Source organism: Streptomyces sp. NBC_01390, assembly GCF_045040105.1.
Classification (GTDB): Bacteria; Actinomycetota; Actinomycetes; order Streptomycetales; family Streptomycetaceae; genus Streptomyces.
The window spans coordinates 9,064,195-9,089,972 of sequence record NZ_CP109551.1 but is presented as its reverse complement, the minus strand read 5'-3'; the positions used below and the strand labels follow the sequence as shown (position 1 = coordinate 9,089,972).

General features: G+C 70.8%; 23 protein-coding genes. 8 read left to right on the top strand and 15 right to left on the bottom strand.

Annotated elements, in window-relative coordinates:
* Positions 1-40: 40 nt before the first annotated feature.
* The 4 genes from OG241_RS40780 (at position 41) to OG241_RS40765 (ending at position 2,994) form a co-directional block, all read left to right on the top strand.
* Positions 41-1,759, top strand: a complete 1,719-nt coding sequence (locus OG241_RS40780; protein WP_405822849.1) for an FAD-dependent monooxygenase — start codon at positions 41-43, stop codon at positions 1,757-1,759.
* Positions 1,760-1,858: 99 nt separating this feature from the next.
* On the top strand, positions 1,859-1,951 hold the full coding sequence (locus OG241_RS40775; protein ID WP_348640150.1) for a putative leader peptide: 93 nt from the start codon (positions 1,859-1,861) through the stop codon (positions 1,949-1,951).
* Positions 1,952-2,032: 81 nt separating this feature from the next.
* Positions 2,033-2,578 (top strand): cysteine dioxygenase, encoded by a 546-nt coding sequence (locus OG241_RS40770; protein WP_405822847.1) that lies wholly within the window; start codon positions 2,033-2,035, stop codon positions 2,576-2,578.
* On the top strand, positions 2,575-2,994 hold the full coding sequence (locus OG241_RS40765; RefSeq protein ID WP_405822845.1) for a rhodanese-like domain-containing protein: 420 nt from the start codon (positions 2,575-2,577) through the stop codon (positions 2,992-2,994). The genes OG241_RS40770 and OG241_RS40765 overlap by 4 nt, the downstream gene beginning before the upstream one ends.
* 158 nt (positions 2,995-3,152) lie before the next feature.
* On the opposite strand, the gene recX is transcribed toward OG241_RS40765, so the two are convergent.
* The 4 genes from recX to OG241_RS40745 all read right to left on the bottom strand — a co-directional run bounded on the left by recX (position 3,153) and on the right by OG241_RS40745 (position 7,213).
* Positions 3,153-4,094 carry a recombination regulator RecX gene (gene recX, locus OG241_RS40760; protein WP_405822843.1) on the bottom strand — a complete coding sequence of 314 codons (942 nt, stop codon included), beginning with the start codon at positions 4,092-4,094 and terminating at the stop codon, positions 3,153-3,155.
* A 3-nt stretch (positions 4,095-4,097) separates the two neighbouring features.
* On the bottom strand, positions 4,098-5,222 hold the full coding sequence (recA, locus tag OG241_RS40755; RefSeq protein WP_405822841.1) for a recombinase RecA: 1,125 nt from the start codon (positions 5,220-5,222) through the stop codon (positions 4,098-4,100).
* Between the two features lie 376 nt (positions 5,223-5,598).
* Positions 5,599-6,936, bottom strand: coding sequence for an AI-2E family transporter (locus tag OG241_RS40750; RefSeq protein ID WP_405822840.1), 1,338 nt, complete (start codon positions 6,934-6,936; stop codon positions 5,599-5,601).
* Between the two features lie 82 nt (positions 6,937-7,018).
* On the bottom strand, positions 7,019-7,213 hold the full coding sequence (locus OG241_RS40745; RefSeq protein ID WP_006379718.1) for a DUF3046 domain-containing protein: 195 nt from the start codon (positions 7,211-7,213) through the stop codon (positions 7,019-7,021).
* An 80-nt stretch (positions 7,214-7,293) separates the two neighbouring features.
* Between OG241_RS40745 and OG241_RS40740 the strand changes: the two genes are divergently transcribed.
* On the top strand, positions 7,294-8,238 hold the full coding sequence (locus OG241_RS40740) for a hypothetical protein (RefSeq protein WP_405822838.1): 945 nt from the start codon (positions 7,294-7,296) through the stop codon (positions 8,236-8,238).
* Between the two features lie 27 nt (positions 8,239-8,265).
* Here the strand turns inward: OG241_RS40740 and OG241_RS40735 are convergent, their stop codons facing one another.
* The 3 genes from OG241_RS40735 to OG241_RS40725 are packed head-to-tail and all read right to left on the bottom strand — an operon-like array spanning position 8,266 to position 10,171.
* The gene (locus tag OG241_RS40735) at positions 8,266-8,574 is read right to left on the bottom strand and encodes an AzlD domain-containing protein (protein ID WP_405822836.1); all 309 of its coding nucleotides are present in this window, start codon (positions 8,572-8,574) and stop codon (positions 8,266-8,268) included.
* A complete protein-coding gene (locus tag OG241_RS40730; RefSeq protein WP_405826710.1) occupies positions 8,571-9,281 on the bottom strand; it encodes an AzlC family ABC transporter permease in 711 nt (236 codons plus the stop codon). The genes OG241_RS40735 and OG241_RS40730 overlap by 4 nt, the downstream gene beginning before the upstream one ends.
* A complete protein-coding gene (locus OG241_RS40725; protein WP_405822834.1) occupies positions 9,182-10,171 on the bottom strand; it encodes an AraC family transcriptional regulator in 990 nt (329 codons plus the stop codon). The genes OG241_RS40730 and OG241_RS40725 overlap by 100 nt, the downstream gene beginning before the upstream one ends.
* Before the next feature lie 118 nt (positions 10,172-10,289).
* On the opposite strand from OG241_RS40725, the gene OG241_RS40720 reads away from it, so the two are divergent.
* The 3 genes from OG241_RS40720 (at position 10,290) to OG241_RS40710 (ending at position 16,934) form a co-directional block, all read left to right on the top strand.
* Positions 10,290-15,176, top strand: a complete 4,887-nt coding sequence (locus OG241_RS40720; protein WP_405822832.1) for an ATP-dependent helicase — start codon at positions 10,290-10,292, stop codon at positions 15,174-15,176.
* Positions 15,177-15,224: 48 nt separating this feature from the next.
* Complete coding sequence (locus OG241_RS40715) at positions 15,225-16,064, top strand: DNA-formamidopyrimidine glycosylase family protein (protein ID WP_405822830.1); 840 nt, start codon at positions 15,225-15,227, stop codon at positions 16,062-16,064.
* A 105-nt stretch (positions 16,065-16,169) separates the two neighbouring features.
* Positions 16,170-16,934: an SDR family NAD(P)-dependent oxidoreductase gene (locus OG241_RS40710; RefSeq protein ID WP_405822828.1), complete on the top strand. Its 765-nt coding sequence runs from the start codon at positions 16,170-16,172 to the stop codon at positions 16,932-16,934.
* On the opposite strand, the gene OG241_RS40705 is transcribed toward OG241_RS40710, so the two are convergent.
* The 8 genes from OG241_RS40705 to OG241_RS40670 form a co-directional block, all read right to left on the bottom strand.
* On the bottom strand, positions 16,897-17,172 hold the full coding sequence (locus OG241_RS40705; RefSeq protein ID WP_405822826.1) for a hypothetical protein: 276 nt from the start codon (positions 17,170-17,172) through the stop codon (positions 16,897-16,899). The genes OG241_RS40710 and OG241_RS40705 overlap by 38 nt on opposite strands.
* A gap of 285 nt (positions 17,173-17,457) precedes the next feature.
* Positions 17,458-17,832 carry a helix-turn-helix domain-containing protein gene (locus tag OG241_RS40700; protein WP_006379734.1) on the bottom strand — a complete coding sequence of 125 codons (375 nt, stop codon included), beginning with the start codon at positions 17,830-17,832 and terminating at the stop codon, positions 17,458-17,460.
* Positions 17,833-17,941: 109 nt separating this feature from the next.
* The gene (locus OG241_RS40695; RefSeq protein ID WP_405822824.1) at positions 17,942-18,487 is read right to left on the bottom strand and encodes a CinA family protein; all 546 of its coding nucleotides are present in this window, start codon (positions 18,485-18,487) and stop codon (positions 17,942-17,944) included.
* Positions 18,484-19,323, bottom strand: coding sequence for a CDP-diacylglycerol--glycerol-3-phosphate 3-phosphatidyltransferase (pgsA, locus tag OG241_RS40690; protein ID WP_405822822.1), 840 nt, complete (start codon positions 19,321-19,323; stop codon positions 18,484-18,486). Before pgsA ends, OG241_RS40695 begins: the two co-directional genes overlap by 4 nt.
* Positions 19,320-20,891 carry a 30S ribosomal protein S12 methylthiotransferase RimO gene (gene rimO, locus OG241_RS40685; RefSeq protein WP_405822820.1) on the bottom strand — a complete coding sequence of 524 codons (1,572 nt, stop codon included), beginning with the start codon at positions 20,889-20,891 and terminating at the stop codon, positions 19,320-19,322. Before rimO ends, pgsA begins: the two co-directional genes overlap by 4 nt.
* A 97-nt stretch (positions 20,892-20,988) precedes the next feature.
* Positions 20,989-21,843, bottom strand: coding sequence for a helix-turn-helix domain-containing protein (locus OG241_RS40680; RefSeq protein WP_405822818.1), 855 nt, complete (start codon positions 21,841-21,843; stop codon positions 20,989-20,991).
* 270 nt (positions 21,844-22,113) lie between these two features.
* Entirely contained in the window at positions 22,114-24,840 is a 2,727-nt protein-coding gene (locus OG241_RS40675; RefSeq protein ID WP_405822816.1) for a DNA translocase FtsK, read from the bottom strand.
* A gap of 159 nt (positions 24,841-24,999) precedes the next feature.
* Positions 25,000-25,686 carry a response regulator gene (locus OG241_RS40670; RefSeq protein WP_319095963.1) on the bottom strand — a complete coding sequence of 229 codons (687 nt, stop codon included), beginning with the start codon at positions 25,684-25,686 and terminating at the stop codon, positions 25,000-25,002.
* Between the last annotated feature and the right edge of the window lie 92 nt (positions 25,687-25,778).

Below are 25,778 nucleotides of genomic sequence, written 5' to 3'. Positions count from 1 at the left end.
TGTCGATGAAGACATCGCTCGGGACAGGGGGCACCGCGCCATGGACCCGGTGATCATCGTCGGAGCGGGGCCGGTCGGACTCACGCTGGCGCTTGCGCTGGCGCGCCAGGCGGTCCCCTCGGTCGTCCTCGACGAGGGGCCAGGCAAGGACGACCAGCGTCCCGCGCGCACCGTCGTACTGCGCGAGGACACCGCCGCGCTCCTGGAGCGGCTGACGGGTGTGCCGATCGCCGAGGCCGGTTTCCACTGGGCCGGATGGCGGTCGATGCGGCGCAAGCAGGTGACACGTCGGATTTCTTTCGGCCCCGAGGAATCCGGCGGCCCGGCGGACGCGCCCTCGGGCCTCCGGTCTCAGTCCGTCACGGACTCGGACGTCCCCCTGCACATCGCCCAGCACCTACTGACCGGCGCCCTGCGGGCCGCCATCGTGCGCGAGCGACTCGTCAAGGTCGCCGTCAACAGCCGCCTCGACTCGGCCGAGCAGGAGCCCTCCGGTGTCACGGCCCACACCCGCGGCCCGGACGGCACCTGGTGGCGCGGCAGCTACCTGGTCGGCTGCGACGGCCCGCGCTCCACGGTCCGCAAACTGCAGGACATCCGCTTCCCCGGACGTACGGCCGTGGAGCGACACGCCGTAGCCGCGCTGCGTACGGAACTTCCGTGGCCCGGCGAGGCGTTGTTGCACCGGATGCCGCCGTGGCGGACATCGGGGCCCTCGGCCGGGGAGATCACCGCCCGCCCGCTTCCCGACGGTGTGTGGCGCCTGGACTGGCTGCTGCCGCCCGGCAAGGACCTGGTCACGCCCGAACTCCTCGTGACCCGCGTCCGCGAGACCCTCGCGGGCTGGAGCGGCGGGCCCACACCGCCGTACGACCTGCTCGACACCGGCGTCCACATCGTCCACCACCGGCTCGCCCGACGCTGGCGGGTCGGCCGGGTCTTCCTCGCGGGAGATGCCGCGCACCTGCTCGGCGCGCTCGGCACCCAGGGGCTGGACGAGGGGCTGCGGGACGCCGACAACCTCGCCTGGAAACTGGCCCTGGCCTGGCACCACGGCCCGCACGAGGCGCTGCTCGACAGCTACCAGACCGAGCGGCGCGCGGCGGTCTCCGCCCGGCTGCGCGCCGCCGACCAGGCGCTCCCGCTGCTGCGCGGCGGCGCGGGTCTGCGGTCGTACGTCCCCGGGTCCACGCGGGGAAACGATGCGCTGCTCACGGACGGTCACCTGGGGCGCGGGGTTCTCGGCGAGCCGGGGACGTACGCCCGTTCGCCGCTGGCGCCCCAGCACCTTGAGGCGGAGGTCGCGGTGGACACCCTGCCCGGCGCACAGGTGACGGACGTACGTGTCACCGCCGAGGACGGTTCCTTCGTGCGGCTGCGGGAGCGGCTGGGCCGCGGTGCGCTGCTGGTGGTGCTGGTCGCGCCGGGTACGGGTGTGTGGGAGCGCAAGCACTGGGTGGGCGCCGGGATCATGCCCCGGCTGGCGGCCGCGGTGGCCGCGCTGCCGCATCCCGCCGAGCTGCTGGTCACCGAGAGCTATCCGGGCGCCGCCGCCCACACTGTGCTCCTGGTCCGCCCGGACGGGCACCTGGTGACCGCGCTGAGCGGAGTACGTCCGGCCGACCTGTACGCGGCGGCCGAGGCGACGCTGGGCGGGCCTCCCCAGGACAGGACGGACGACGAGGCCGACGGAACGAGCAGCGGGTCCGACAAGTCGGACACGACGGCGAACACGGAAGCCACAGCGGGTACGCGCTGACAACTACTTTCGTGGGCGCCGCCCGCACCTCCCATCGCCACGCGTCCACATGCTGACTGCGAGTTGACCACTCCGCACCGTCATGCTGTACTCCGGAACGTGACCGATGCCGACACCGATGTGCGCCTGTGGCGGAGGGTCCATATGGACCTCGTCCGCTACGCGGGCTGCGTGTGTCGCCCGTCCTGCTGAATTCGCATATCTATTTCCCTCGCGCGGCGTTGAGTACATGCCGTCGCGCGCTTCCCGCGAACGTTCATCAGGACGGTACCCGTGTCCCTGTCACCCTCCGCATCCGTACCCGCCGGGGTCTCCGACGCTTCCAGGACCCCGACGCAGGCGGACCTGCTCGAATTCGTACGACGTACGGCCGCCGACACCGAGCTGATCGCCTCCCTGCCGCTCGACCCCGAGGGCCGCACCTGGGTTCGTCTTGAGGGCCCCGGCGGCAGCGAGGCCTGGCTGATCGGCTGGCCGCCCGGCACCGGCACCGGCTGGCACGACCACGCCGACTCGGTCGGTGCCTTCCTCACCGCGGCCGGAGAACTCAAGGAGAACTCGCTCGCCGCCCGGCTGCCCACCGACGGCTGGAAGACCCTCGAACTCTCCGAGGACGTCGACCGGGAACGGCGACTGCCCGTCGGCCAGGGCCGCGGATTCGGCCGCCACCATGTGCACGAGGTGCTCAACGAGTCCCGCGACCAGCACGCGATCTCGGTCCACGCCTACTATCCGCCCCTCCCGCAGATCCGCCGCTACAGCCGTACGGGACCGGTACTGCGTCTGGAGCACGTGGAGCGCCCGCAGGACTGGCAGTGAGCGAACAGCGAGTCGGCGTCGACGAGTTGCTGGACCGCGTGCGCGGGACCTACGCGCGCGTGCAGACCCACGAGACGTACGAGGCCGCACAGGCCGGCGAGGCGCTGCTGGTGGACATCCGGTACGCGGCGCTGCGTGAGCGCGACGGTCTGATCCCCGGCGCGCTCGTCGTCGAGCGCAACGAACTGGAGTGGCGTCTCGACCCCCTGGGCAGCCATCGAGCGCCTCAGGCGACCGGCCACGACCTGCGGATCGTGGTGATCTGCAACGAGGGCTACGCGTCAAGTCTCGCGGCCGTGTCCCTGCACCAGCTGGGGCTGCACCGGGCGACCGACCTGATCGGCGGGTTCCAGGCGTGGCGGGCGGCGGGGCTTCCGGTGACGGCGTATGACGGCGTGGACGCACTGAGCGCCTGAAGTCGTCCGAGTATCTGAGCATTCGACGCCGTCGTAACCGTCCGCCGAGCCCTGAACGCGGTCGGCGCCCCCGCGCGTCCACCGTGTTCAGGGCCGGGAACCCCGACCTCCCGAACATCGACTGCCGCTCGGGACGGCCAAACCTCGGCACGCAGCGCTCAGTACTCGTCGTCCCCGAGGAGCTCGGCGTCGTCGCCCTCTTCGCCCTCCGCCTCCAGTGCCTGCCGAACCACTCGCAGGGCCATTCCCTGGGGGTAGCCCTTGCGTGCGAGCATGCCTGCCAGCCGTCGCAGCCTCTTGTCGCGGTCGAGGCCGCGGGTGGCCGGCAGCTTGCGGGCGACGAGTTCACGCGCGGTCGTCTCCTCCTGCTCGGAGTCGAGCTGCCCGACGGCCTCGTCGATGAGCGTCGAGTCCACGCCCTTGGTGCGCAGTTCCTGTACGAGGGCCCGCCGGGCCAGTCCCCGGCCGTGGTGGCGGGACTCGACCCAGGCGTCCGCGAATGCGCTGTCGTTGATCAGTCCGACCTCCTCGAACCGTGACAGCACCTCCTCGGCTGCCTCGTCCGGGATCTCGCGCTTACGCAGGGCGTCCGCGAGCTGTTTGCGCGTACGCGGGGTCCCGGTGAGCAGGCGCAGGCAGATCGCCCGCGCCCGCTCCGCCGGGTCCGCCGGCGGCTCCGCCCTCTCGGCCCTCGACGAGGAGACGGAACCTCCGTCCTGTGGGTCGCCGCCCGGCTCGCCGAAGCCGCGCTGCCGTCGACGACCGCGCCCACCACGCGAGCCCTCACGTGGGCCGCCCTCGCCGAACGGGCTGCCTTCGCCGCTCGGGTCACCGCCGCCACGGCGCCGCCCGCCTCCCGGCGAGCCGTCGCCCCGACGTCGGCCGTCCCCCGGCGCACCCCGGCCGCGGCGTGCTCCGGCAGCGGGGCCTCCGTCACCCTCGTACAGCCCGTCGCCTTCATGGGCGCCGGGGCCGCCCCCGTTCGGCCCGGCGTCCCCGTAGGCGCTGTCACCCCCGGTGGAGCCCCCGCGGACCCCGCCGCCCCGGTCTTCCGAGGCATCGGGGTAGGCGTATTCGGCCCAGTCGGTTCGTCGTGTCACGGGCTAGCCCTTGGCCGCCGTGGCCCTGGCCTTGGTGGTCTTGGCCGCCGGAGCAGGCACGGTCTTCGCCGCCTCGTCCGAGGCGACCGTGACCGCCGCGTCCGCGCCAGGCTCCTCGGCGGGCTTCTCCGGCCGCACACCGACGCCCAGCTTCTCAAGGATCTTCTTCTCGATCTCGTTGGCGAGATCGGGGTTGTCCTTCAGGAAGTTGCGCGCGTTCTCCTTGCCCTGGCCGAGCTGGTCGCCCTCGTACGTGTACCAGGCGCCGGCCTTGCGGACGAAGCCGTGCTCCACGCCCATGTCGATCAGACCGCCCTCGCGGCTGATGCCCTGCCCGTAGAGGATGTCGAACTCGGCCTGCTTGAAGGGCGGCGCGACCTTGTTCTTGACGACCTTGACGCGGGTGCGGTTGCCGACCGCGTCGGTGCCGTCCTTGAGCGTCTCGATACGGCGGATGTCGAGCCGCACCGAAGCGTAGAACTTGAGGGCCCGGCCACCGGTCGTGGTCTCCGGCGAGCCGAACATCACGCCGATCTTCTCGCGGAGCTGGTTGATGAAGATCGCGGTCGTCTGGGACTGGCTCAGCGCACCGGTGATCTTGCGGAGTGCCTGGCTCATCAGACGAGCCTGCAGACCCACGTGCGAGTCACCCATCTCGCCCTCGATCTCCGCGCGCGGGACGAGCGCCGCGACGGAGTCGATGACGATGAGGTCGAGGGCACCGGAGCGGACCAGCATGTCCACGATCTCCAGGGCCTGCTCGCCGTTGTCCGGCTGGGACAGGATCAGGTTGTCGATGTCGACGCCGAGCTTCTTCGCGTACTCGGGGTCGAGCGCGTGCTCCGCGTCCACGAAGGCGACCTGGCCGCCAGCTCTCTGCGCGTTCGCCACCGCGTGCAGGGTCAGGGTCGTCTTGCCGGAGGACTCCGGGCCGTACACCTCCACCACTCGGCCGCGCGGCAGGCCACCGACGCCAAGGGCGACGTCGAGCGCGGTCGACCCGGTGGGGATGACCTCGATGGGCTCATTCGGCCGCTCGCCCAGGCGCATCACCGCGCCCTTACCGAACTGCCGTTCAATCTGTGCGAGCGCGGCGTCCAACGCCTTCTCGCGGTCGGTTCCTGCCATGGGTTCCACCCGGTTTGCTTGAGTCGATCGCTTCACGTCAAAGACGCTAACGCCTGCCACTGACAATGCGCCCCGACGCCCGTCCAGCCTGTGGATAACTTGGGTACATCTGCATGAAAACCCTGACGAAACATCCGTCGAGAGCCTCGCCGGAATCTCCATCAGAACGGATGTTCGATTTTCGTGTCAAGCGCAACACCCGACACTTCACGAGACTAGATTCGCGGTCCGCCAACGGCCCGGACATCGGGTCCGACACCCCAGGGGGACACGCGGCACGGGCCGTCCTCGACCGGACCGGACGGCACCGAGCAACTCCTGCCACCCGGCCGGCGACTGCGCGGCGTCTTCGCCTGCGCCGCGACTGCAGCACCACTCAGGCGGGCGTTGAACCTTCCCCCGACCCGGATTCCGGCCCTGATTCCGACCCCGACCCCGGTTCCGACCCTGATTCCGGCTTCGGCGCCCCAGAGGAGTGCGCCGAGCCCCCGGTGCCGCCACCCCGGCGCCCTTCCAGCAGCTTCCGCACCCGTGTGCCGATGCTCGCGCCCCGCCCGCGGTGCCCCTGGACACGGGGGTCGTCCGTGACGGCGTACCGCTTCACGTACGCCCCCAGGAACGCCTGGAGCGTGGCGACCGCCGGGATGGCGATCAGCGCGCCGACAGCTCCGAGGAGCGCGGTACCTGCGATGACCGAACCGAAGGCGACCGCGGGATGGATGTCGACGGTCTTCGCGGTCAGCTTGGGCTGCAGCATGTAGTTCTCGAACTGCTGGTAGATCACGACGAAGCCCAGCACCCACAGCGCGTACCAGGGATCGACGGTGAAGGCGATCAGCATCGGCAGGGCACCCGCGAGATAGGTACCGATGGTTGGGATGAACTGCGAGACCAGCCCCACCCAGACGGCGAGCACGGGCGCGTACGGCACGCCCAGGATTTCCAGCAGTACGTAGTGGGCGACCCCGGAGATGAGCGCCATCAGGCCGCGCGAGTACAGATAGCCGCCGGTCTTGTCGACGGCGATCTCCCACGCGCGCAGCACCTCGGCCTGCCGGGCGGGCGGCAGTACGGAGCACAGCGCGCGACGCAGTCTCGGCCCGTCGGCGGCGAAGTAGAAAGCGAACAGTGTGATCATCAGCAACTGGAAGAGGCCGCCCAGCACCTGGGCGGAGACGTCGAGGACGCCGGTGGCGCTGTTCTGGACATAACTGCGCAACCAGTCGGACCGGAGCAGGCCCTCCTGGACGTCAACCCGCTTCAGGTCGGTGTTGAAGTGCGCGTTGACCCAGCTGATGACGGAGTCGAGATAGTTCGGGAACTCCTCGACGATCTTGATGATCTGCCCCGCGAGCATGGAGCCGAGCAGAGTGACGAACCCGGCGATCGCGATGAGCAGGCCGAGGAAGACCAGGAAGGTGGCCAGTCCCCGGCGCATACCGCGCGACGCCATGCGGCTCACCGCGGGTTCGATCGCCAGCGCGGCGAAGAACGAGATGAGGATATTGATCAACAGGCCCGTGAGCTGGTGGAAGGCCCAGCTGCCCAGCTGGAAGAGGCCGATGAGGGCGAGCGCCAGCATCATGGCGCGCGGCAGCCAGCGGGGCATGCGCGCGCCCTGCCCGGCGGTGTGCCCGGCCGGTGGTGCGGGCGGCGGCGTGCCGAACGGAGACGTCTGCTGTCCGAGCTGTTCGGTCTCGTCTGTGGATGCCACGGTGCAAGTCTGGCCCACGCCACAGACAATCAGTCGCCACCCTGCGCCCTACGCGGCCGACCGACGTCGTTTCCGTATGATTTCAGCGGTTCTCCGAGGGAACGTTCATGGCCGCGCACACCACACGCCACACGTCCTTCGCCTCCCAGCCGGCGTCCAGGGCCTCGTGCACGGTCCGTTCGCCGAGTTCCGTCATCACGTGATCGCGCGCGAAGGTGTCGGCGTAGCCCGAACCGAAGTGTTCCGCCATCCGCTGCCAGAAAACCGTCAACCGCATGACTTCAGTATCCCGCCCCTGAGAGTGGGCCCCCGCCGGGACCGCTCACCGGGACCGCTTCGCGCCCTACGGTCTGACGCATGGCCGAAACAGGAGCAGCCCCACTCCCCCCGACGCCCCCCGCGCGTTCCCCGCTCTTCCGTGCCGAGCACTTCGTGTGGCTCACCGCGCGCGTGCTGGAGCAGCGCCGCTTCGCGTACCACTTCCTGAACGGAGGCGCGGACGCGGTCGAGACCGCGCTGGACGCCTACCGCAACGAGGACGGCGGATACGGCCACGCGCTGGAACCCGATCTGCGCGGCCCCGTCAGCCAGCCCCTGCACACCGCGCACGCGCTGCGCGTCCTGGACACCATCGGCCGCTGCGGCGGCCAGCGGGTGGAGCGCGTGTGCCGTTATCTGACCTCCGTCTCCGCACCGGACGGCGCACTGCCGGCGATCCACCCCAGCCAGCACGGCTATCCGGCGGCGCCCTTCGTGTCGATCGTGTCCGACCCACCGAGTGAACTCCTCGCCACGGGCCCCGTGGTGGGCCTGCTGCACCGCAACAAGGTGTGGCACGCCTGGTTGTTCCGCGCCACGGACTTCTGCTGGCAGGCGGTCGACTCCCTGGAGGAGTCCCATCCGTACGAGGTGGAGGCCGCGGTGGCCTTCCTGGACTCGGTTCCGGACCGCTCGCGCGCGGAGGCGGCGGCCGACCGGCTGGGCCGTCTGGTGCGCGAGCACAGGCTCGTGGCACTCGACCCGGAGCGCCTCGACGCCTCCCCGGTACCGCCCGGCTACGCCCCGGGCGAGCACCACTTCCCGTACGACTACGCGCGGACACCGGGCTCACTCGCGCGCGCGTGGTTCACCGACGAGGAGATGACACGTTCGCTGGACTTCCTCGCGAGCGAGCAGCGCGAGGACGGCGGCTGGCCCATCCGCTGGCGCGCATGGGCACCGGGCACCGCCCTGGAGGCACGCCCCATGGTGACGGTCGAGGCACTGCGCACCCTGAGGGCGTACGGCCGCCCCGTCGGCTGACTCCGGTGGCGCGGGCGCGGCCGGCGTTCAGCCGGTCATCGCCCGGACCGCCGCCGTCACCACCACGGCCGCCGCGACGACGAGCAGGAAGGGAGCACGCAGCACCAGCGCCACAGCGGCGGCGGCGAGCCCGGCGGCCTTCGCGTCCAGGACGAGCGCCCGCCCGTCGGCGAAGGCCTGCTGGGCCGTGAGAGCGGCGAGGAGGGCGACGGGCAGCAGGGCGGCCAGCCGCCGGACGAGCGGACGTTCCAGGACACCGGCGGGCACCAGGAGCCCGGCGAGCTTGACCACGTAGCAGCCGACTGCGGTCACACCGATCGCGATCCAGACGTTCAACGGTCCGCACCCCTTCCGTCCTCAGCCCTACGACGGCCCTGGAACCAGAGAACGGCCGGTGCCGCGAGCGCTGCCACGAGAACCGGTACACCGGTCGGCAGTACGGGCAGCAGGCCGAGCCCGAGGACCACTGCGAGGCCCGCGACTGCGCGCTCCGCACCGGACTTCAGCATCGGCGCCAGCAGCGCCAGGAAGACCGCGGGTCCGGCAGCGTCCAGACCCCACGTGTCGGTGTCCCCGATGGCCTCGGCCCCCAGCCCGCCGAGCAGCGTCGTGAGGTTCCACAGCACATACAGGGTGAGTCCGGTGACGGCGAACCCGATACGCGCGGCGCGCCGAGTGGGCTGGGCCAGGGCGACCACCGTGGTCTCGTCGATGACCCATTGGGCGGCGAACGGCCGTACCGCGCGCGGGAGTGCCAGCAACTGCGACAGACGCAGCCCGTAGAAGGCATTGCGCACCCCCAGGAAGAAGGCGCCCGCTGCCGCGGTGAGTGGATTGCCGCCGGCCGCGAGCGCGCCCACAAGGGCGAACTGGGAGGCCCCGGTGAACACCAGAAGGCTGAGCGCACAGGTCTGCAGAAGCGTGAGCCCACTGCCGACCGACGTCACTCCGAAGGCGAAACCGGACAATCCGACGGCGACCCCGACTCCGAGGGCGTCTCGTACGACGGCGGCGTCCGGTTTGCCTCCGTCGTCGGCGTGCAGGTCTGCGCGAGCTGTCTGTTCTGCCACCCGTCGGACGATAGGAGCAGGTGCCCCGACGGGTCTTGTACGTTCTTGCGCTCACGCTGGTACGCCCCCGGGGGCACGCCCACGATGCGGGTGAAGTGCCGGTTGAGGTGCGGCTGATCGGTGAAGCCGACGGCGACGGCCGCGTCGGCGGGCAGGGTACCGGCGTCCAGCAGCCGCCGCGCCCGCCGCACGCGCGCGTCCGTCAGCCAGGCGTGCGGCGGCAACCCGTACGTGTCACGGAATGCCCGCAGCAACGCGAAGGGGCTGGTGCCGAGGTCTGTGGCGAGTTTCTCCAGAGTCGGCGGCCCGGCCATCGTCTCCTCCAGCACAGCACGCGCGCGTGCCGCGATCCGCCCGCCCGCCGTACGCACCACGCGTTCCTGAAGAGCGCCGCCGTTGAGCCGGAGCAGCCGGGTCACCACCACCCGCAGCAGCGTGTCGGCGGCCAGCGCGTTGCCTTCCTCGGCGCCACGCAGGACCTCATGAACGAGGGTGACCGAATACGGATCATCGAACACGGGGGCGACAAAACCTGGGGTCCCCCGAATCACGGTGGTCTCCGCGGCGATCTCGGCCACCACGTCGGGCGCCGGGTAGACAGCTCCGTACCGCCACCCTTCGGGTACCCCGGCACGCCCCGTATGCGGTGTATCGGGATTGACCAGCGCGAGCGCCCCCGGTCCCGCGTACTGATCGGCCTCCCGGTGGTGAAACACCTCCACCCCTTCGGTGATGGCGGCGATGACGAAGTTCTCGTGCGTGTGCCGGACAAAGGTCTTGTGGATGTACCGGGCGCGCAGAAGATCGACACCGGGCAGCTCCGCGTACCGCCAGTGCCGAGCCCGCTCGACCGAACCCGCCATACACCCATTCTCCGTGAAGGAGCCTCAGCCCACCCCGGCACACCCCCACGCACCTCCGTCGCCGGAGCCGAAATCGCAGGTCAGGGCGATTGTCAGTGGCGGGGTGCAGGATGGACGCATGGTCAGCTCCGCACACCGAGCCCTCGACGGCTTCTCCCCCGCGACCCGCGACTGGTTCACGGGGGCCTTCTCCGCGCCCACCGCGGCCCAGACCGGCGCGTGGGAGGCCATCCGCGAGGGCTCGGACGTGCTGGTGGTGGCCCCGACCGGCTCCGGCAAGACCCTCGCCGCGTTCCTCGCCGCACTCGACCAGCTCACCTCGACACCCCCGCCGGCCGACCCCCACAAACGCTGCCGCGTGCTCTACATCTCTCCGCTCAAGGCCCTCGCGGTCGACGTGGAACGCAACCTGCGCAGCCCCCTCACGGGCATCCGCCAGGAATCGGTACGCCAGGGGCTGCCCGAGCCCGAGGTCAAGGTGGGCATCCGCTCCGGTGACACCCCGCCCGCCGAGCGCCGTGCTCTCGCCACCCGCCCGCCGGACATCCTGATCACCACCCCCGAGTCGCTGTTCCTGATGCTCACATCGGCCACACGCGAGGCACTGACGGGCGTGGAGACGGTGATCCTGGACGAGGTGCACGCGGTCGCGGGCACCAAGCGCGGCGCTCATCTCGCGCTCTCCCTGGAGCGGCTGGACGAGCTGCTGCCGAGGCCCGCCCGGCGTATCGGCCTCTCCGCGACCGTCCGCCCGGTCGACGAGATCGCGCGTTACCTATCACCCCACCGCAAGGTGGAGATCGTCCAGCCCAAGTCCGGCAAGGAGTTCGACCTCTCGGTCGTCGTCCCGGTCGAGGACCTGGGCGAACTGGGCGGTTCTCCGGTCGCCGAGGGGAAGGAGGGGGCCGAACGGGCGTCCATCTGGCCGCATGTCGAGGAGCGGATCGCCGATCTCGTCCAGGCGCACCGCTCGACGATCGTGTTCGCCAACTCCCGCCGCCTCGCGGAGCGTCTGTGCAACCGGCTCAACGAGATCGCGTACGAGCGGGCCACCGGTGAGCCCCTCGCCGACCACCATGCGCCCGCCGAGCTGATGGGCGGCTCGGGCGCGGCCCAGGGCGCCCCCGCGGTCATCGCCCGGGCCCACCACGGTTCGGTCTCCAAGGAGCAGCGCGCGCTTGTCGAGGAGGACCTCAAAGCGGGCCGGCTGCCCGCCGTGGTCGCCACGTCCAGCCTCGAACTGGGCATCGACATGGGAGCGGTGGACCTGGTCATCCAGGTCGAGTCGCCCCCGTCCGTGGCCTCCGGGCTGCAGCGCGTCGGCCGCGCCGGACACCAGGTGGGCGCGGTCTCCACAGGCGTCGTCTTTCCCAAGTACCGGGGTGACCTCGTGCAGGCGGCCGTGGTCACCGAGCGCATGCGCACCGGTTCCATCGAGTCCCTGCGGGTCCCCGCGAACCCTCTGGACGTCCTCGCCCAGCAGCTCGTCGCGATGGTTGCGCTGGACACCTGGCAGGTCGACGACCTGCTGTCCACCGTCCGCCGGGCGGCGCCCTTCGCCTCCCTCCCGGAGTCCGCGTTCACCGCGGTCCTCGACATGCTCGCGGGCCGCTATCCGTCCGACGCGTTCGCGGAACTGCGCCCGCGCGTGGTGTGGGACCGCGTCGCCGGCACCGTGACCGGCCGGCCCGGTGCACAACGACTCGCCGTCACCTCCGGGGGCACAATTCCCGACCGTGGACTCTTCGGGGTCTTCCTCGCCGGCGCCGACCCCAAGAAGGGCGGCGGCCGGGTCGGCGAGCTGGACGAGGAGATGGTCTACGAGTCCCGCGTGGGGGACGTCTTCACGCTCGGTACGAGCTCCTGGCGCATCGAGGACATCACCCGCGACCGTGTCCTGGTCTCCCCGGCTCCCGGTGTCCCCGGCCGTCTCCCCTTCTGGAAGGGCGACCAACTGGGCCGCCCGCTCGAACTGGGCCGCGCGGTGGGCGCGTTCCTGCGCGAGGTCGGTTCCCTGCCCGAGGAGGACGCCCGCCTGCGGCTCCTCGCCGCAGGACTCGACACATGGGCCGCCGGCAACGTCCTCTCCTACCTGGCCGAACAGCGCGAGGCCTGCGGCCACATCCCGGACGACCGGACCATCGTCGTGGAGCGGTTCCGCGACGAACTCGGCGACTGGCGGGTCGTCGTCCACTCCCCCTTCGGCGCCCAGGTCCACGCCCCGTGGGCACTTGCCCTCGGCGCCCGCCTCTCCGAGCGTTACGGCATGGACGCACAGGTCATGCACGCCGACGACGGCATCGTGCTGCGCCTCCCGGACGCCGATCTGATGAGCCTGGACCTGCTCGACCAGGAGCCGGCCAGGACCGGCACGGAATACGACGCCGAGCAGGCACCCGTGGGCGCGGCGGACGTGGCCTTCGACAAGGGCGAGGTCAACCAGATCGTCACCGACCAGGTGGGCGGCTCGGCCCTGTTCGCGGCCCGCTTCCGCGAGTGCGCCGCGCGCGCCCTGCTGCTCCCGCGCCGCAACCCCGGCAAACGCACCCCGCTCTGGCAGCAGCGTCAGCGGGCCTCCCAACTGCTCCAGGTGGCAAGCGAGTTCGGTTCCTTCCCCATCGTCCTCGAAGCGGTCCGCGAATGCCTCCAGGACGTCTTCGACGTGCCCGGCCTCGTGGAACTGATGGGCGACATCGAGTCCCGCAAGGTGCGCCTGATCGAGGTCAGCACTCCCGAGCCCTCCCCCTTCGCCCGTTCCCTCCTCTTCGGGTACGTCGCACAGTTCCTGTACGAGGGCGACTCGCCGCTGGCCGAGCGGCGCGCCGCCGCCCTGTCGCTGGACTCACGGCTGCTGGCCGAGCTGCTGGGCCAGGCCGAGCTGCGTGAACTGCTCGACGCCGAGGTGCTGACCGAGCTCGAGCGGGAACTGCGATGGCTCACCGAGGACCGACGCGCGAAGGACGCCGAAAGTGTCGCGGACCTGCTGCGCCTGCTCGGCCCGCTCACCGAGGCCGAGCTGGCCGAGCGCGGCGCCGATCCGCAGTGGGCCCGGGAGCTGGCCGACGCCCGCCGCGCGATCCGGGTCCGCATCGGCGGCGCCGACCACTGGGCGGCGATCGAGGACGCGGGCCGGCTGCGCGATGCGCTCGGCACGGCACTGCCGGTCGGTGTCCCGGAGGCCTTCACCGAGCCGGTCAAGGATCCGCTCGGCGACCTCCTCGCCCGCCACGCCCGCACCCACGGCCCGTTCACCTCGGCCACCGCGGCAGCCCGCTTCGGCCTGGGCGTGGCGGTCACCGAGGGCGCGCTTCAGCGTCTGGCGGCGAGCGGCCGCGTCGTACAGGGGGAGTTCCACCCGGCCGGCATCGGCCAGGAATGGTGCGACGCGACGGTCCTGCGCCGCCTCCGGCGCCGCTCTCTGGCCGCCCTGCGGCACGAACTGGAGCCGGTACCTCCCGAGGCACTCGCGCAGTTCCTGCCGCAGTGGCAGCACATCGGCAAGGGCCACGGGCTGCGCGGCGTCGACGGGCTGGTGCGCGCGGTCGAGCAGTTGCAGGGAGCCTCCGTGCCGGCGTCCGCCCTGGAGAAGCTGGTCCTGCCGTCCCGAGTGGCGAACTACGCCCCCGCGATGCTCGACGAACTCACGGCAGCCGGGGAGATCGTCTGGGCCGGAGCGGGCGCTCTTCCCGGCAAGGACGGCTGGGTGTCCCTGTACCTGGCGGACGCGGCCCCGCTGCTCCTGCCACCGCCCCACCCCCTGGAGCCCACCGCGCTCCACCAGTCCGTCCTCGACGCCCTCACCGGGGGCTACGGGCTCTTCTTCCGCCAGATCGCCGACCAGGTCCGCGCCACCACGCACCCGGACGCCACGGATCCCCAACTGGCCGACGCCATCTGGGACCTGGCCTGGTCGGGCCGGCTCACGAACGACACCCTGACCCCGATGCGCTCCCTGCTCGGCTCCGGCCGCACAGCGGGCTCGACGGCCCACCGGGCGAAACGCGCCGTCCCGCGCGGCCGGTACGGCTCGCTGACAGCAGCCGCACGCCCCGCCTCGCGCAGTGGCCCGCCAACGGTGGCCGGCCGCTGGTCCCTGCTCCCGGGACTTGAGCCCGACCACACCGTCCGCGCCCACGCCCTGGCCCGCACCCTGCTCGACCGCCATGGGGTGGTCACCCGCGGAGCCGCTTCCGCAGAGGGCGTCGAGGGCGGCTTCTCAGCCGTGTACCGCGTCCTGGCCGCCTTCGAGGACAGCGGTCAGGCCCGTCGCGGCTATGTGGTGGAGGGTCTCGGCGCCGCCCAGTTCGCCATGGATGGCGCGGTGGACCGCCTCCGCGCGACAGCGAACGCCCGAGACCGCGGCGACTCCCGGCCCTCCCCGGGCTTCGACCCCGGCATCCCCGGCAACGCCGATTCGGTCGACGCACCCGGCGCGGCCTTCCCCGCGGACCACGGCTTCGTGGACGACTTCGACGCCGACCTCGACCTCGACTTCAACTCTCCCTCACCCCACGCCCGCACAACCCGGAGCCCCCGCGACTCGGCCCACGGCTTCGCCGGCAGCGCTTGGTCCGGTGCCTCCTCCGCCTCGTCCACTTCCACCTCCTCCGTGGCCACCCGTGCCGTCGTCCTCGCCGCCGCCGATCCGGCGAACGCGTACGGTGCAGCGCTTTCCTGGCCCGAGCCCCCGACCGGCGCCGGCCACAAACCGGGCCGGAAGGCCGGTTCCCTGGTGGTACTGGTCGACGGCGAACTGACCCTCTACATGGAGCGCGGCGGCAAGACGCTGCTGGCCTGGCCCTCGGAACCGGACGGCGGGCCCGTCGAAGACCCGTGTCTGCGCGCGGCGGCGGATGCCCTTGCCGCAGCCGCCCGGGCCGGTTCCCTCGGCACGGTCACCGTGGAGCGAGTCAACGGCGCCTCGGCCCTGACCTCTCCCTTCGGCACCCTGCTGGAAGGAGCGGGCTTCATCGCGACCCCCCGCGGCCTGCGCCTACGCGCATGATCTTCTGCGCGAAGGACCTGCCCGACGCCGACATGTCACCCTGGAACCATGCCCGAGGGTGACACGGTCTGGCAGGCAGCGAGGCGACTGCACGACGCGCTCGCCGGCAAGGTGCTGACCCGTTCCGACCTCCGTGTGCCCAAGTACGCCACGGCCGACCTCACCGGCTGCACCGTCCTGGAGGTCACTCCCCGCGGCAAGCACCTCCTCACCCGAGTCGAAGGCGGCCTGACCCTCCACTCGCATCTGCGGATGGACGGCTCCTGGAAGGTGTACGAGAACGGCCGGCGCTGGAGCGGCGGCCCGTCGCACCAGATCCGGGCGATCCTCGGCACCGCGGACCTCAGCGCCGTCGGGTACCGCCTCCCCGTCCTCGAACTGCTGCGCACCTCCGACGAGCACCGGGCCGTCGGCCATCTCGGCCCCGACCTCCTGGGCCCGGACTGGAACCCCGACCAGGCTCTCGCCAATCTCCTCGCGGACCCCGCCCGCCCGCTGGGCGAGGCCCTGCTCGACCAGCGCAACCTCGCCGGCATCGGCAATGTCTACAAGAGCGAGCTGTGCTTCCTCCTGGGCGCCACCCCCTGGCTCCCCGTCGGCGACCTGCCCGCCGACCGCACCGCGAAGCTGCCCGCCTTCGCGAAGAAACTCCTCGAAGCCAACCGGGACCGTCCGGTCCGCAGCACGACGGGCCGCCGCGGCCAGAACCTCTTCGTGTACGGCCGCGCCTCCCGCCCCTGTCTGCGCTGCCAGACGCCCGTCCGCGTCGCCGACCAGGGCGACGGCTCCCGCGACCGCCCCACCTACTGGTGCCCGACCTGCCAGCGGGGCCCGGCCCCCGTCTCCGGCGCCGCCAGAACACAGCGCAAGCCACTCCCGTACGCCTGACACCGCACAGGCACCGCGCGACGGGAACCCCACGCCCGCGCACCTCAGAACCGAACCCTGCGCTACCAATTGACGATCCGTCAGAAACCCTCGTACCGTCCCAGCATGCCCGTACAGGCGTACGACCTCACCGGACGCACCGCATTCGTCACCGGGGCCGCCAGCGGCATCGGACGCGCATCCGCCGTACTGCTCGCCGAGGCGGGCGCCACCGTGCACTGCGCCGACCGGGACGCGCAGGGGCTGCACGAGACGGCGACCCTGATCAAGGGCATGGGCGGCACGGCCCGTACCCACCACCTGGACGTCACCGACCGGGCCCAGGTACGGCAGGCGGTCGCCTCGTCCGAGCGGCTGGACATCCTGGCGGCGGTAGCCGGGGTCATGCACAGCAGCCCCGTGCTCGAGACCCGCGACGAGGACCTCGACCGGGTCCTGAGCGTCAACTTCAAGGGCGTGCTGTACGCCTGCCAGGAGGCGGCCCGTTTGATGATCTCCCGGAACACCAGGGGCAGCATCGTCACCATGGCCTCGGGCGCCGTCGACACCGGCAGCCCCGGCCTGCTCTGCTACGGCGTCGCCAAGGCAGCGGTCGTCCAGCTGACGAAGACGCTGGCCGCCGAGATCGGGCGCCACGGCATCCGGGTCAACGCCGTCGCGCCGGGCTGGATCCGGACGCCGATGACCGACCGCCACGACGGCGAGGCACAGGCGCACACAGAGGCCCTGATGGCCCGCATGGCCCCCCTGGGCCGGGTGGGCGAGCCGGAGGAGGTCGCCCATGCCGTGCTGCACCTGGCGTCCGACGCTTCGGCGTTCACGACAGGCCAGATCATCCGCCCGAACGGCGGCGTGGCGATGCCCTGGTAGGACCGGCGCAGGCACTCTCACCGCCCAGCCCCAGCCTCTCCCCCGTGGCCCCCACCACCCGCGTCGCCGAAGCCTTCGGCACGCAGTGCACCGGCAGCAGACTCAGCCCCCATCCCCCGGCCGCGACCGCCCCCTCCAGCACCCCGGCGCCGGGCGCCAGCGCGAGCCGTAGAACCGCCCACCACCAGACGCCCCCGAGCCCCAGCAGCGCCCCCCAGCGAACTATCCGCACCGCCATGGCCCACCTCCAGCCCCACGCTAGAACGCCCCGCTCAGCCGCACACAGGGCGCATCACCGGCACAGAGGCGCACCAGCTCTCCCGGAGACGACAGCGCGGGAAACCGCGCGCGCCCGCCTTCTCACACCATGACCGCCCCGCGGCCCACCGGCAAACGCACCCAGGGACGGACCCCCGAGAGCGCGCGGAGCGGGCACCCAACGCGAGAACCCCGACCGCGCCCCTCCGGGTCTCCCCGGAGAAGCCCCGGCCGGGGCTCTCACACACGTTGACTCTCGTGCACCTCAGGCGGCGACGACATCCACCGCCTCGGCGGGCGCCTTGATGGTCACCCGTTCCGGTGGCACACCGGCCACCGATACGGAACCCAGCATGGGACGCACCGGCGTGGGTACAGGTTCGTTGGCCGCAGCAGACTGGGCCAGCTCTGCGAGTGCGAGATCGTCACTCACTTCCCGCATGAGCTCGGACATCCGTACGTCCAGCGCGTCGCAGATCGCGGACAGCAGCTCGGAGGATGCCTCCTTCTGCCCCCGCTCCACCTCGGAGAGATAGCCGAGTGAGACTCGGGCGGACGAGGAGACTTCGCGCAGAGTACGGCCCTGGCGCTGGCGCTGCCGACGCAGCACGTCACCCAACAGGCGACGGAGCAGAATCATCGGTGGCTCCCTCCTCGGACCGTGTAGCCGCATCCTTCACGCCCCACCGTACCGCCTTGCGCCGCGGCCGTGCGGGGAGCGATGCCGTGTTCACTCAGGGCTGCAAACATCAGGTCCCCCCGTTCTGTTCCGTATTCTGTGCCCGCTCATTCCCGGTCTGTTCGCCCGCAATCCCCTCAAGGAGGAGTGCGAGTACGCTCCGTACACTCTCCATACGAATTTCCGCCCGGGAGCCGTTCAACCGCAGCGACGCCACTTTTCCGCCACATTCAGAACCGGATTCCGCTGCGCGAGGGCCGTCGACAGCCACGAAAACCGTTCCGACGGGCCGCCCGTCCTGCGGTTCCGGGCCGGCGACACCAGTCGTCGCGATACCCCAGTCGGCGCCGAGGACTCTGCGGGCCCCGCTCGCCATCTGGGCCGCGACCTGCGGATCCACCGCTCCTCGGGCGCCCAGCAGAGCGGCGTCGACGCCCAGCACCTGCTGCTTCAACTCGGTCGCGTACGCGGTCACCGCCCCCCGGAACACCTTGGAAGCCCCGGGCACCGATGTGATCTCGGCCGCGACCAGACCGCCCGTGAGGGACTCCGCGACAGCGAGCGTCTCACCCCTCACTGTCAGTAGTCTCACCACGTCAACGGCCATGGAACTCACCGTTCCGCCTCCATGGAAGCGGCCTCGCGCGCGGCGATTCCCTCATTGCGCAGCACAATGGCCTGTCTTACGTAGTCGAGGCCGGTCACCACGGTCAGCACCACCGCCGCGGCCATCACCCAGAACCTCAGGCTCGCCAGCGGCCCCGTCAGCGCGAGGACGTACATCCCGACGGCCACGCCCTGAGTGAGCGTCTTGAGCTTGCCGCCGCGGCTCGCGGGGATCACCCCGTAGCGGATCACGACGAAGCGCAGCAGTGTGATCCCGAGCTCACGCCCGAGGATGACACCGGTCACCCACCACGGCAGATCACCGAGCGCGGAGAGACAGAGCAGCGCCGCCCCCATGATCGCCTTGTCGGCGATGGGGTCGGCGATCTTCCCGAAGTCGGTGACGAGGTCGTACGTACGCGCCAGATGGCCGTCGAAGATGTCCGTGATCATGGCTACGGCGAAGGCCGCCCACGCCAGCGAGCGCCACGCCGGGTCGTACCCCCCGTCGGCCAGCATCAGGGCCACGAAACCCGGCACAAGGAGCAACCGGATCATCGTAAGAATGTTCGCGATGTTCCAGAGGCTGGCCTGATTGACGGCGGCGGCGCCCAACTTCCCGCCGCGCACCGCCTTCACACCCTCCAGGTCATCAGTGACCAGGGAGTCGACGCCGGACCCGGATGTCTCGGAGCCGACAGCGGAGCCGGAGGGCGCGGGAGCGACCGAGGAGCCGGTGGCCCCGGGGGTACCCATCGCGCCCGGCACAGTCACCGCACCCGGAACGCTCTTGGCGTTCCGCGCGCTGGAGGAGCCGCCCGCTGCGGATGCCGGGACTCCGGTCATCTGGTCGCCTCCTCTGACTCCGAACACACGAGCGCGCCGAGCGAACCCGGAAGCAGCTCGGCCACCAGATCGACGCCTTCCGTACCGACCACTTTCGCCTCGACCATACGACCGACACTCAGCTCTTCGCCGCTCGTGAGAGCCGAGAAGTCCGCGAAGTTGGTGAACAGCACCTGCCCATCGGTCTCCGGCGCCTGGTGCGCGCCACGGCCGTACGCACCCTCCTCGCCGCCGACCGACTCGACCAGCACGTGCACGGTCTCACCGACGCGCTCCTCCGCGCGCTGCGAGACCAGCTCCTCGGCCAGCCGCGACACCCGGGCGAGTCGCGCCGCGACCACGTCCTCGTCCAGCTTGTTCTCGTACGTCGCCGCTTCCGTGCCGTCCTCGTCGGAGTACCCGAAGACACCAATGGCGTCCAGGCGCGCGTTGTTCAGGAAGCGCTCAAGCTCCGCCAGGTCGGCCTCGGTCTCACCGGGGAAGCCCACGATGAAGTTGGACCGCACGCCGGCCTGCGGCGCCTTGCTCCGGATGGTGTCGAGCAGCTCCAGGAAGCGGTCGGTGTCACCGAAGCGCCGCATCGCGCGCAGCACGTCGGGCGCGGAGTGCTGGAAGGAGAGGTCGAAGTAGGGGGCGACCTTCGGGGTCGAGGTCAGCACGTCGATGAGCCCCGGGCGCATCTCGGCGGGCTGGAGATAGCTCACGCGCACGCGCTCGATGCCGTCGACGTCCGCGAGCTCGGGCAGCAGCGACTCCAGCAGACGGATGTCGCCCAGGTCCTTGCCGTACGAGGTGTTGTTCTCGGAGACGAGCATGACCTCCTTGACGCCCTGCTCCGCGAGCCACCTGGTCTCGTTCAGTACGTCGCTGGGGCGGCGCGAGATGAAGGAGCCGCGGAAGGACGGGATGGCGCAGAAGGTGCAGCGCCGGTCGCAGCCGGAGGCCAGCTTCACAGAGGCGACGGGCGAGCCGTCGAGTCGCCGGCGCAGCGGCGCGCGGGGGCCGGAGACCGGAGCGACGCCTTCGGGGAGATCGGCGGGCGCCTCGACCGGTTCCACCGGCCCGGCGACGGCACCGGCGTCGGTGTCCGTGGCCGCACCGTGCCCCGGGAGAGCGATCCCCGCGCCCGCGCTCTGTCGCTCCGCCGGGCTGATCGGCAGCAGCTTGCGCCGGTCGCGCGGGGTGTGCGAGGCGTGGATACCGCCGTTCAGGATGGTCCGGAGGCGGTCGGAGATGTCGGCGTAGTCGTCGAAGCCGAGCACGCCGTCGGCCTCGGGCAGAGCTTCGGCGAGTTCCTTGCCGTACCGCTCGGCCATGCAGCCCACCGCCACGACGGCCTGGGTTCTGCCGTGACCCTTGAGGTCGTTGGCCTCAAGGAGTGCGTCGACAGAGTCCTTCTTGGCGGCCTCGACGAAGCCACAGGTGTTGACGACGGCGACATCCGCGTCCTCGGCGTCCTCCACGAGTTGCCAGCCGTCCGCCTCCAAGCGGCCTGCGAGCTCCTCCGAGTCCACCTCGTTACGGGCGCAGCCAAGGGTGACAAGTGCGACGGTACGGCGTTCAGGCATGGGCTCAAGACTACTTCGTCCCACTGACACCCCACGTCGACGGGGCTGGCCGATCCCGGCCAGCCCCGTAGCTGTGGACTTCGAGAGCGTGTGCGGCTCAGCCGACCTCGGGGTCGCCCTTGGTGTACGTGAGCCGTTCGACGGCCCCCGACTGGAACTCGTCGTTGATCTTCTTGCCGTTCACGTACAGCTGGATGGCGCCCGCGTCACCCAGGACGAGGTTGACCTCTTCGTCGTCCTGGAAGGTCTGGGACTGGCCCTGCTTGAGCAGGCCGTCGAAGAGCAGGCGGCCGTTGTGGTCCTTGGCGGAGATCCAGCTGCGCCCGTCCGTGGCGCTCACCTGGACGGTCACCTTGTCGGCCGGAGCCGCCGCGATGGCGCTTTCCGACGGGTCCGGCTTCGGGTCGGCGGGCTTGTCCTTCTTGGGCGTGGGCGAGGCCGGATCGCTGGCCGTCGGCGTGGCACCCTCGGCGACCTGGGTTCGCGCATCCGCGTCACTGTCGCCGCCCTTGACCAGCGTGAAGCCGACGAAGCCGATCACGGCGACGATCGCGGCGACCATCGCCGCGGTCCAGTTCGGCCCGCGCCGCTCGGGGCGGATGCGTTCCGCCTCGAACAGGGGTGCGGCCGGGGTGGGCGCAGGACGTCCACCGTGGGCGTCGGCGAACTGCGCGAGCAGCGGTTCGGGGTCGAGGTGGACGGCACGGGCGAGAGTCCGGATGTGCCCGCGCGCGTAGACGTCTCCACCACAGGGGGCGAAGTCGTCCTGTTCGATCGCGTGCACGATGGCGATCCGGACCCGGGTGGCGGAACTGACGTCGTCGACTGTCAGCCCTGCCGCGATGCGCGCCTGCTGGAGGGCGCGACCGATCGAAGGGCGGGCTGCTTCCTCGCGATCGTCGCGGTCTTCTTCGAACGGACGCTCGTCTTGTGGAGAGTTGCCGATGGACACGGGGGCGCCTTTCGAGCGTTTAGCCACCTGTGCTGGAGGTTCAGTTTAGGGGGGTTCGGGAAGGGTGGGGCAACCGGGCGGACGGACTTTGTACGCCATCAGAATGGCCAGGACACGCTGATGGTCAGGTCATGCTGAGGCAAGGATCTGTTGCCTCCCTCAACTTGACGTACGCCGAAGGGAAACGGTTGCTCAATGATCCCTTACGAGTGAGTCACATTCGACCACCCGGCTGCCTCACACACGGACACCCGCACAACAGAGGACTCCCTAGGAGTCAGTCTCCCCACGAATCACCGCGAGCATCTCGTCCAGCCCGTCAGCCTTCACAAGAACGTCACGCGCCTTGGACCCCTCGCTCGGCCCGACGATGCCCCGCGTCTCCATGAGGTCCATCAGTCGGCCCGCCTTGGCGAACCCGACTCGCAGCTTGCGCTGGAGCATCGACGTGGAGCCGAACTGACTGCTGACGACGAGTTCGGCAGCCGCGCACAGCAGTTCGAGGTCGTCGCCGATCTCCTCGTCGACCTCCTTCTTCTGCTTGGTGCCCACGGTGACGTCGTCCCGGAAGACCGGCGCCATCTGGTCCTTGCAGTGCTGGACGATCGCGGCGACCTCGTCCTCGGTGACGAAGGCGCCCTGCATACGAGTGGGCTTGTTGGCGCCCATCGGCAGGAACAGTCCGTCGCCCTTGCCGATCAGCTTCTCGGCACCCGGCTGGTCGAGGATGACCCGCGAGTCGGCCAGGGAGGAGGTGGCGAAGGCGAGCCTCGACGGCACGTTCGCCTTGATCAACCCGGTCACGACGTCGACGGACGGCCGCTGCGTGGCGAGGACGAGGTGGATGCCGGCCGCGCGCGCGAGCTGCGTGATGCGCACGATGGCGTCCTCGACGTCCCTGGGGGCCACCATCATCAGGTCGGCCAGCTCGTCGACGATCACCAGCAGATACGGGTACGGCTGAAGCTCGCGCTCACTGCCCTCCGGCAGCTTGACCTTGCCGTTCCTGATGGCCTCGTTGAAGTCGTCGATGTGCCTGTATCCGAACGCGGCCAGATCGTCGTACCGCAGATCCATTTCCCGTACGACCCACTGGAGCGCCTCGGCGGCCCGCTTCGGATTGGTGATGATCGGCGTGATCAGGTGCGGGATGCCCTCGTACGCGGTCAGCTCGACGCGCTTGGGGTCGACGAGGACCATCCGGACGTCCTCCGGGGTCGCCCGGACCATGACCGACGTGATCAGGCAGTTGATACATGACGATTTACCCGAACCGGTAGCACCTGCGACGAGCAGGTGCGGCATCTTCGCGAGGTTGGCCATCACATAGCCGCCCTCGACGTCCTTGCCGAGCGCGACCAGCATCGGGTGGTCGTCCTCGGCCGCGTCGGCCAGCCGGAGCACGTCCCCCAGGTTGACCATCTCGCGGTCGGTGTTGGGGATCTCGATGCCGACCGCCGACTTGCCGGGGATCGGGCTGATGATCCGTACGTCGGGGCTGGCCACGGCGTAGGCGATGTTCTTGGTGAGGGCGGTGATCCGCTCGACCTTCACCGCGGGGCCGAGTTCGACCTCGTACCGCGTGACCGTCGGACCGCGGGTGAAGCCGGTGACCGCGGCGTCGACCTTGAACTCCATGAAGACGTTCGAGAGGGAGGCGACCACGACGTCGTTCGCCGCGCTGCGGGTCTTGCCGGGGCCGCCGCGCTCCAGCAGGTCGAGCGAGGGCAGCGAGTAGGTGATGTCCCCGGAGAGCTGGAGCTGTTCGGCGCGCGGCGGCAGGTCGCGCATCTCCTCCGGGGGTGCCTTGGTGAGGTCCGCGACCGGGGGCTTGACCGGTTCCGGCTTGAGCTTCTCCTGCTTGGGGCGTGCCCCCGGGACGGGAGTGCGCGTCGGGGTCGTCTCCTCACGGTCGCCCCCGTTGCTCACCCCTTGGGTGAGGTCGGCGACGATCGGCGAGGGCGGCATCCCGTGCAGCACGGCGCCGTCGAGGGCGGCAGCGGCGGCCGCGGCGACGTCCACGGCGTCCATCGGCCGCCCGGCGTCGGGCTGCCGCACAGCGGAGCGCCTGGGGCGGCTCCGGCGCCTGGAGAGCGCCTCCTGCTCGGCGTCGTCGGGGTCGTACGCCTCGGGGGCGGATCCGCGCCCGCGAGGGCGCCCGGGCAGCGACTCGCGCCATTGGTCGTCGTAGCGCTCGTCGTCCTCGGAGAGCTCGTCCTCCTCAGGGTCGCGGAGGATGCCGAGCCGGATCCCCAACTGCCGCAGCCGCTGCGGAATCGCGTTGACGGGCGTCGCGGTGACGACGAGCAGCCCGAAGACGGTCAGCAGCACCAGCAGCGGTACGGCGAGGACCTCGCCCATCGTGTACGTCAGCGGAGTCGCCGCGGCCCACCCGATGAGCCCGCCGGCGTCCCTTATGGCCTGCATGCCGTCGCTGCGCGCGGGCGCGCCGCACGCGATGTGGACCTGCCCGAGCACGCCGATCACCAGCGCCGACAGCCCGATGACGATCCGGCCGTTGGCATCGGGCTTCTCGGGGTGCCTGATGAACCGTACGGCGATGACCGCCAGCAGTATCGGCACGAGCAGGTCGAGGCGGCCGAAGGCGCCGGTGACCAGCATCTCGACCAGGTCGCCGACAGGACCGCGCAGGCTGGACCAGGTGCCCGCGGCGACGATCAGCGCGAGGGCGAGCAGCAGCAGTCCCACGCCGTCCTTCCGGTGGGCCGGGTCGAGGTTCTTCGCGCCCTGTCCTATGCCGCGGAACACGGCACCGACAGCGTGCGCGATGCCGAGCCACAGGGCGCGTACGAGGCGGTAGACGCCCCCGGTGGGACTGGGTGCCGGAGGGGGCGCGACCTTCTTCGCCGCGGCCTTCCTGGCGGGCGCCTTCTTCGCGGGGGCTTTTTTCGCCGTGGCCTTCCTCGCCGGAGCCTTCGCGGGCACGGCTGCCTTCTTCGCGGGCGGCTTCTTGGCTGCGGAAGGACGTGAGGCCATGTGTGTGAGGTTACCGGTGGAGACGACAGCGGACACGCGTGCCTGCTGCTTCACCCGTTCGTGTCGCCCGAGCGTGAGCACTGAACTGACGTGTGCTCACGCGCAACGCCACTCGATTCCTGGCGAGTTCGGTGGTGGAAGCGGCGACCGACGCGCGCGTCAGTTCGGTGACGGCAACGACGGCGCCCCGCTGCCGGTGCCCGGTTCGAGCGCGTCCAGAGCCCGGCGCAGGCCGGTCAGTTTGCGTTCGAGATGGGCCGCCGTGGCCACTGCCGCCGCGTCCGCAGACTCGTCGTCGAGCTGTTTGGACAACGCCTCCGCCTGCTCCTCGACGGCCGCGAGCCGCGCGGACAGTTCGGCGAGCAGACCCGCCGGCTCCTTCGCCGCACCGGCCGCCGCCTTGCCCCCGCCACCCTCCAGCTGCAGCCTCAACAGGGCTGCCTGTTCCCGGAGTTGACAGTTCTTCATGTAGAGCTCGACGAACACCGAGACCTTCGCCCGCAACACCCACGGGTCGAACGGCTTCGAGATGTAGTCCACCGCACCCGCCGCGTAACCCCGGAAGGTGTGATGCGGACCGTGGTTGATCGCGGTGAGGAAGATGATCGGGATGTCCCGGGTCCGCTCCCGCCGCTTGATGTGCGCGGCCGTTTCGAAGCCGTCCATACCCGGCATCTGCACGTCCAGCAGAATGACCGCGAAGTCGTCCGTCAGAAGTGCCTTGAGCGCTTCCTCCCCGGACGATGCCCGCACCAGTGTCTGATCCAACGCAGAGAGGATGGCCTCCAGCGCCAGCAGATTCTCCGGCCGGTCATCGACCAGGAGGATCTTGGCCTTCTGCACCATGGCCCGCCCTCCTCGCCCCGGCTTGGGGCCTCCCCTGTCCTCAGGACTTGGGGCAGCACCAGCGGGCGCCGCCCCAGGGGACGGCTCCCTTA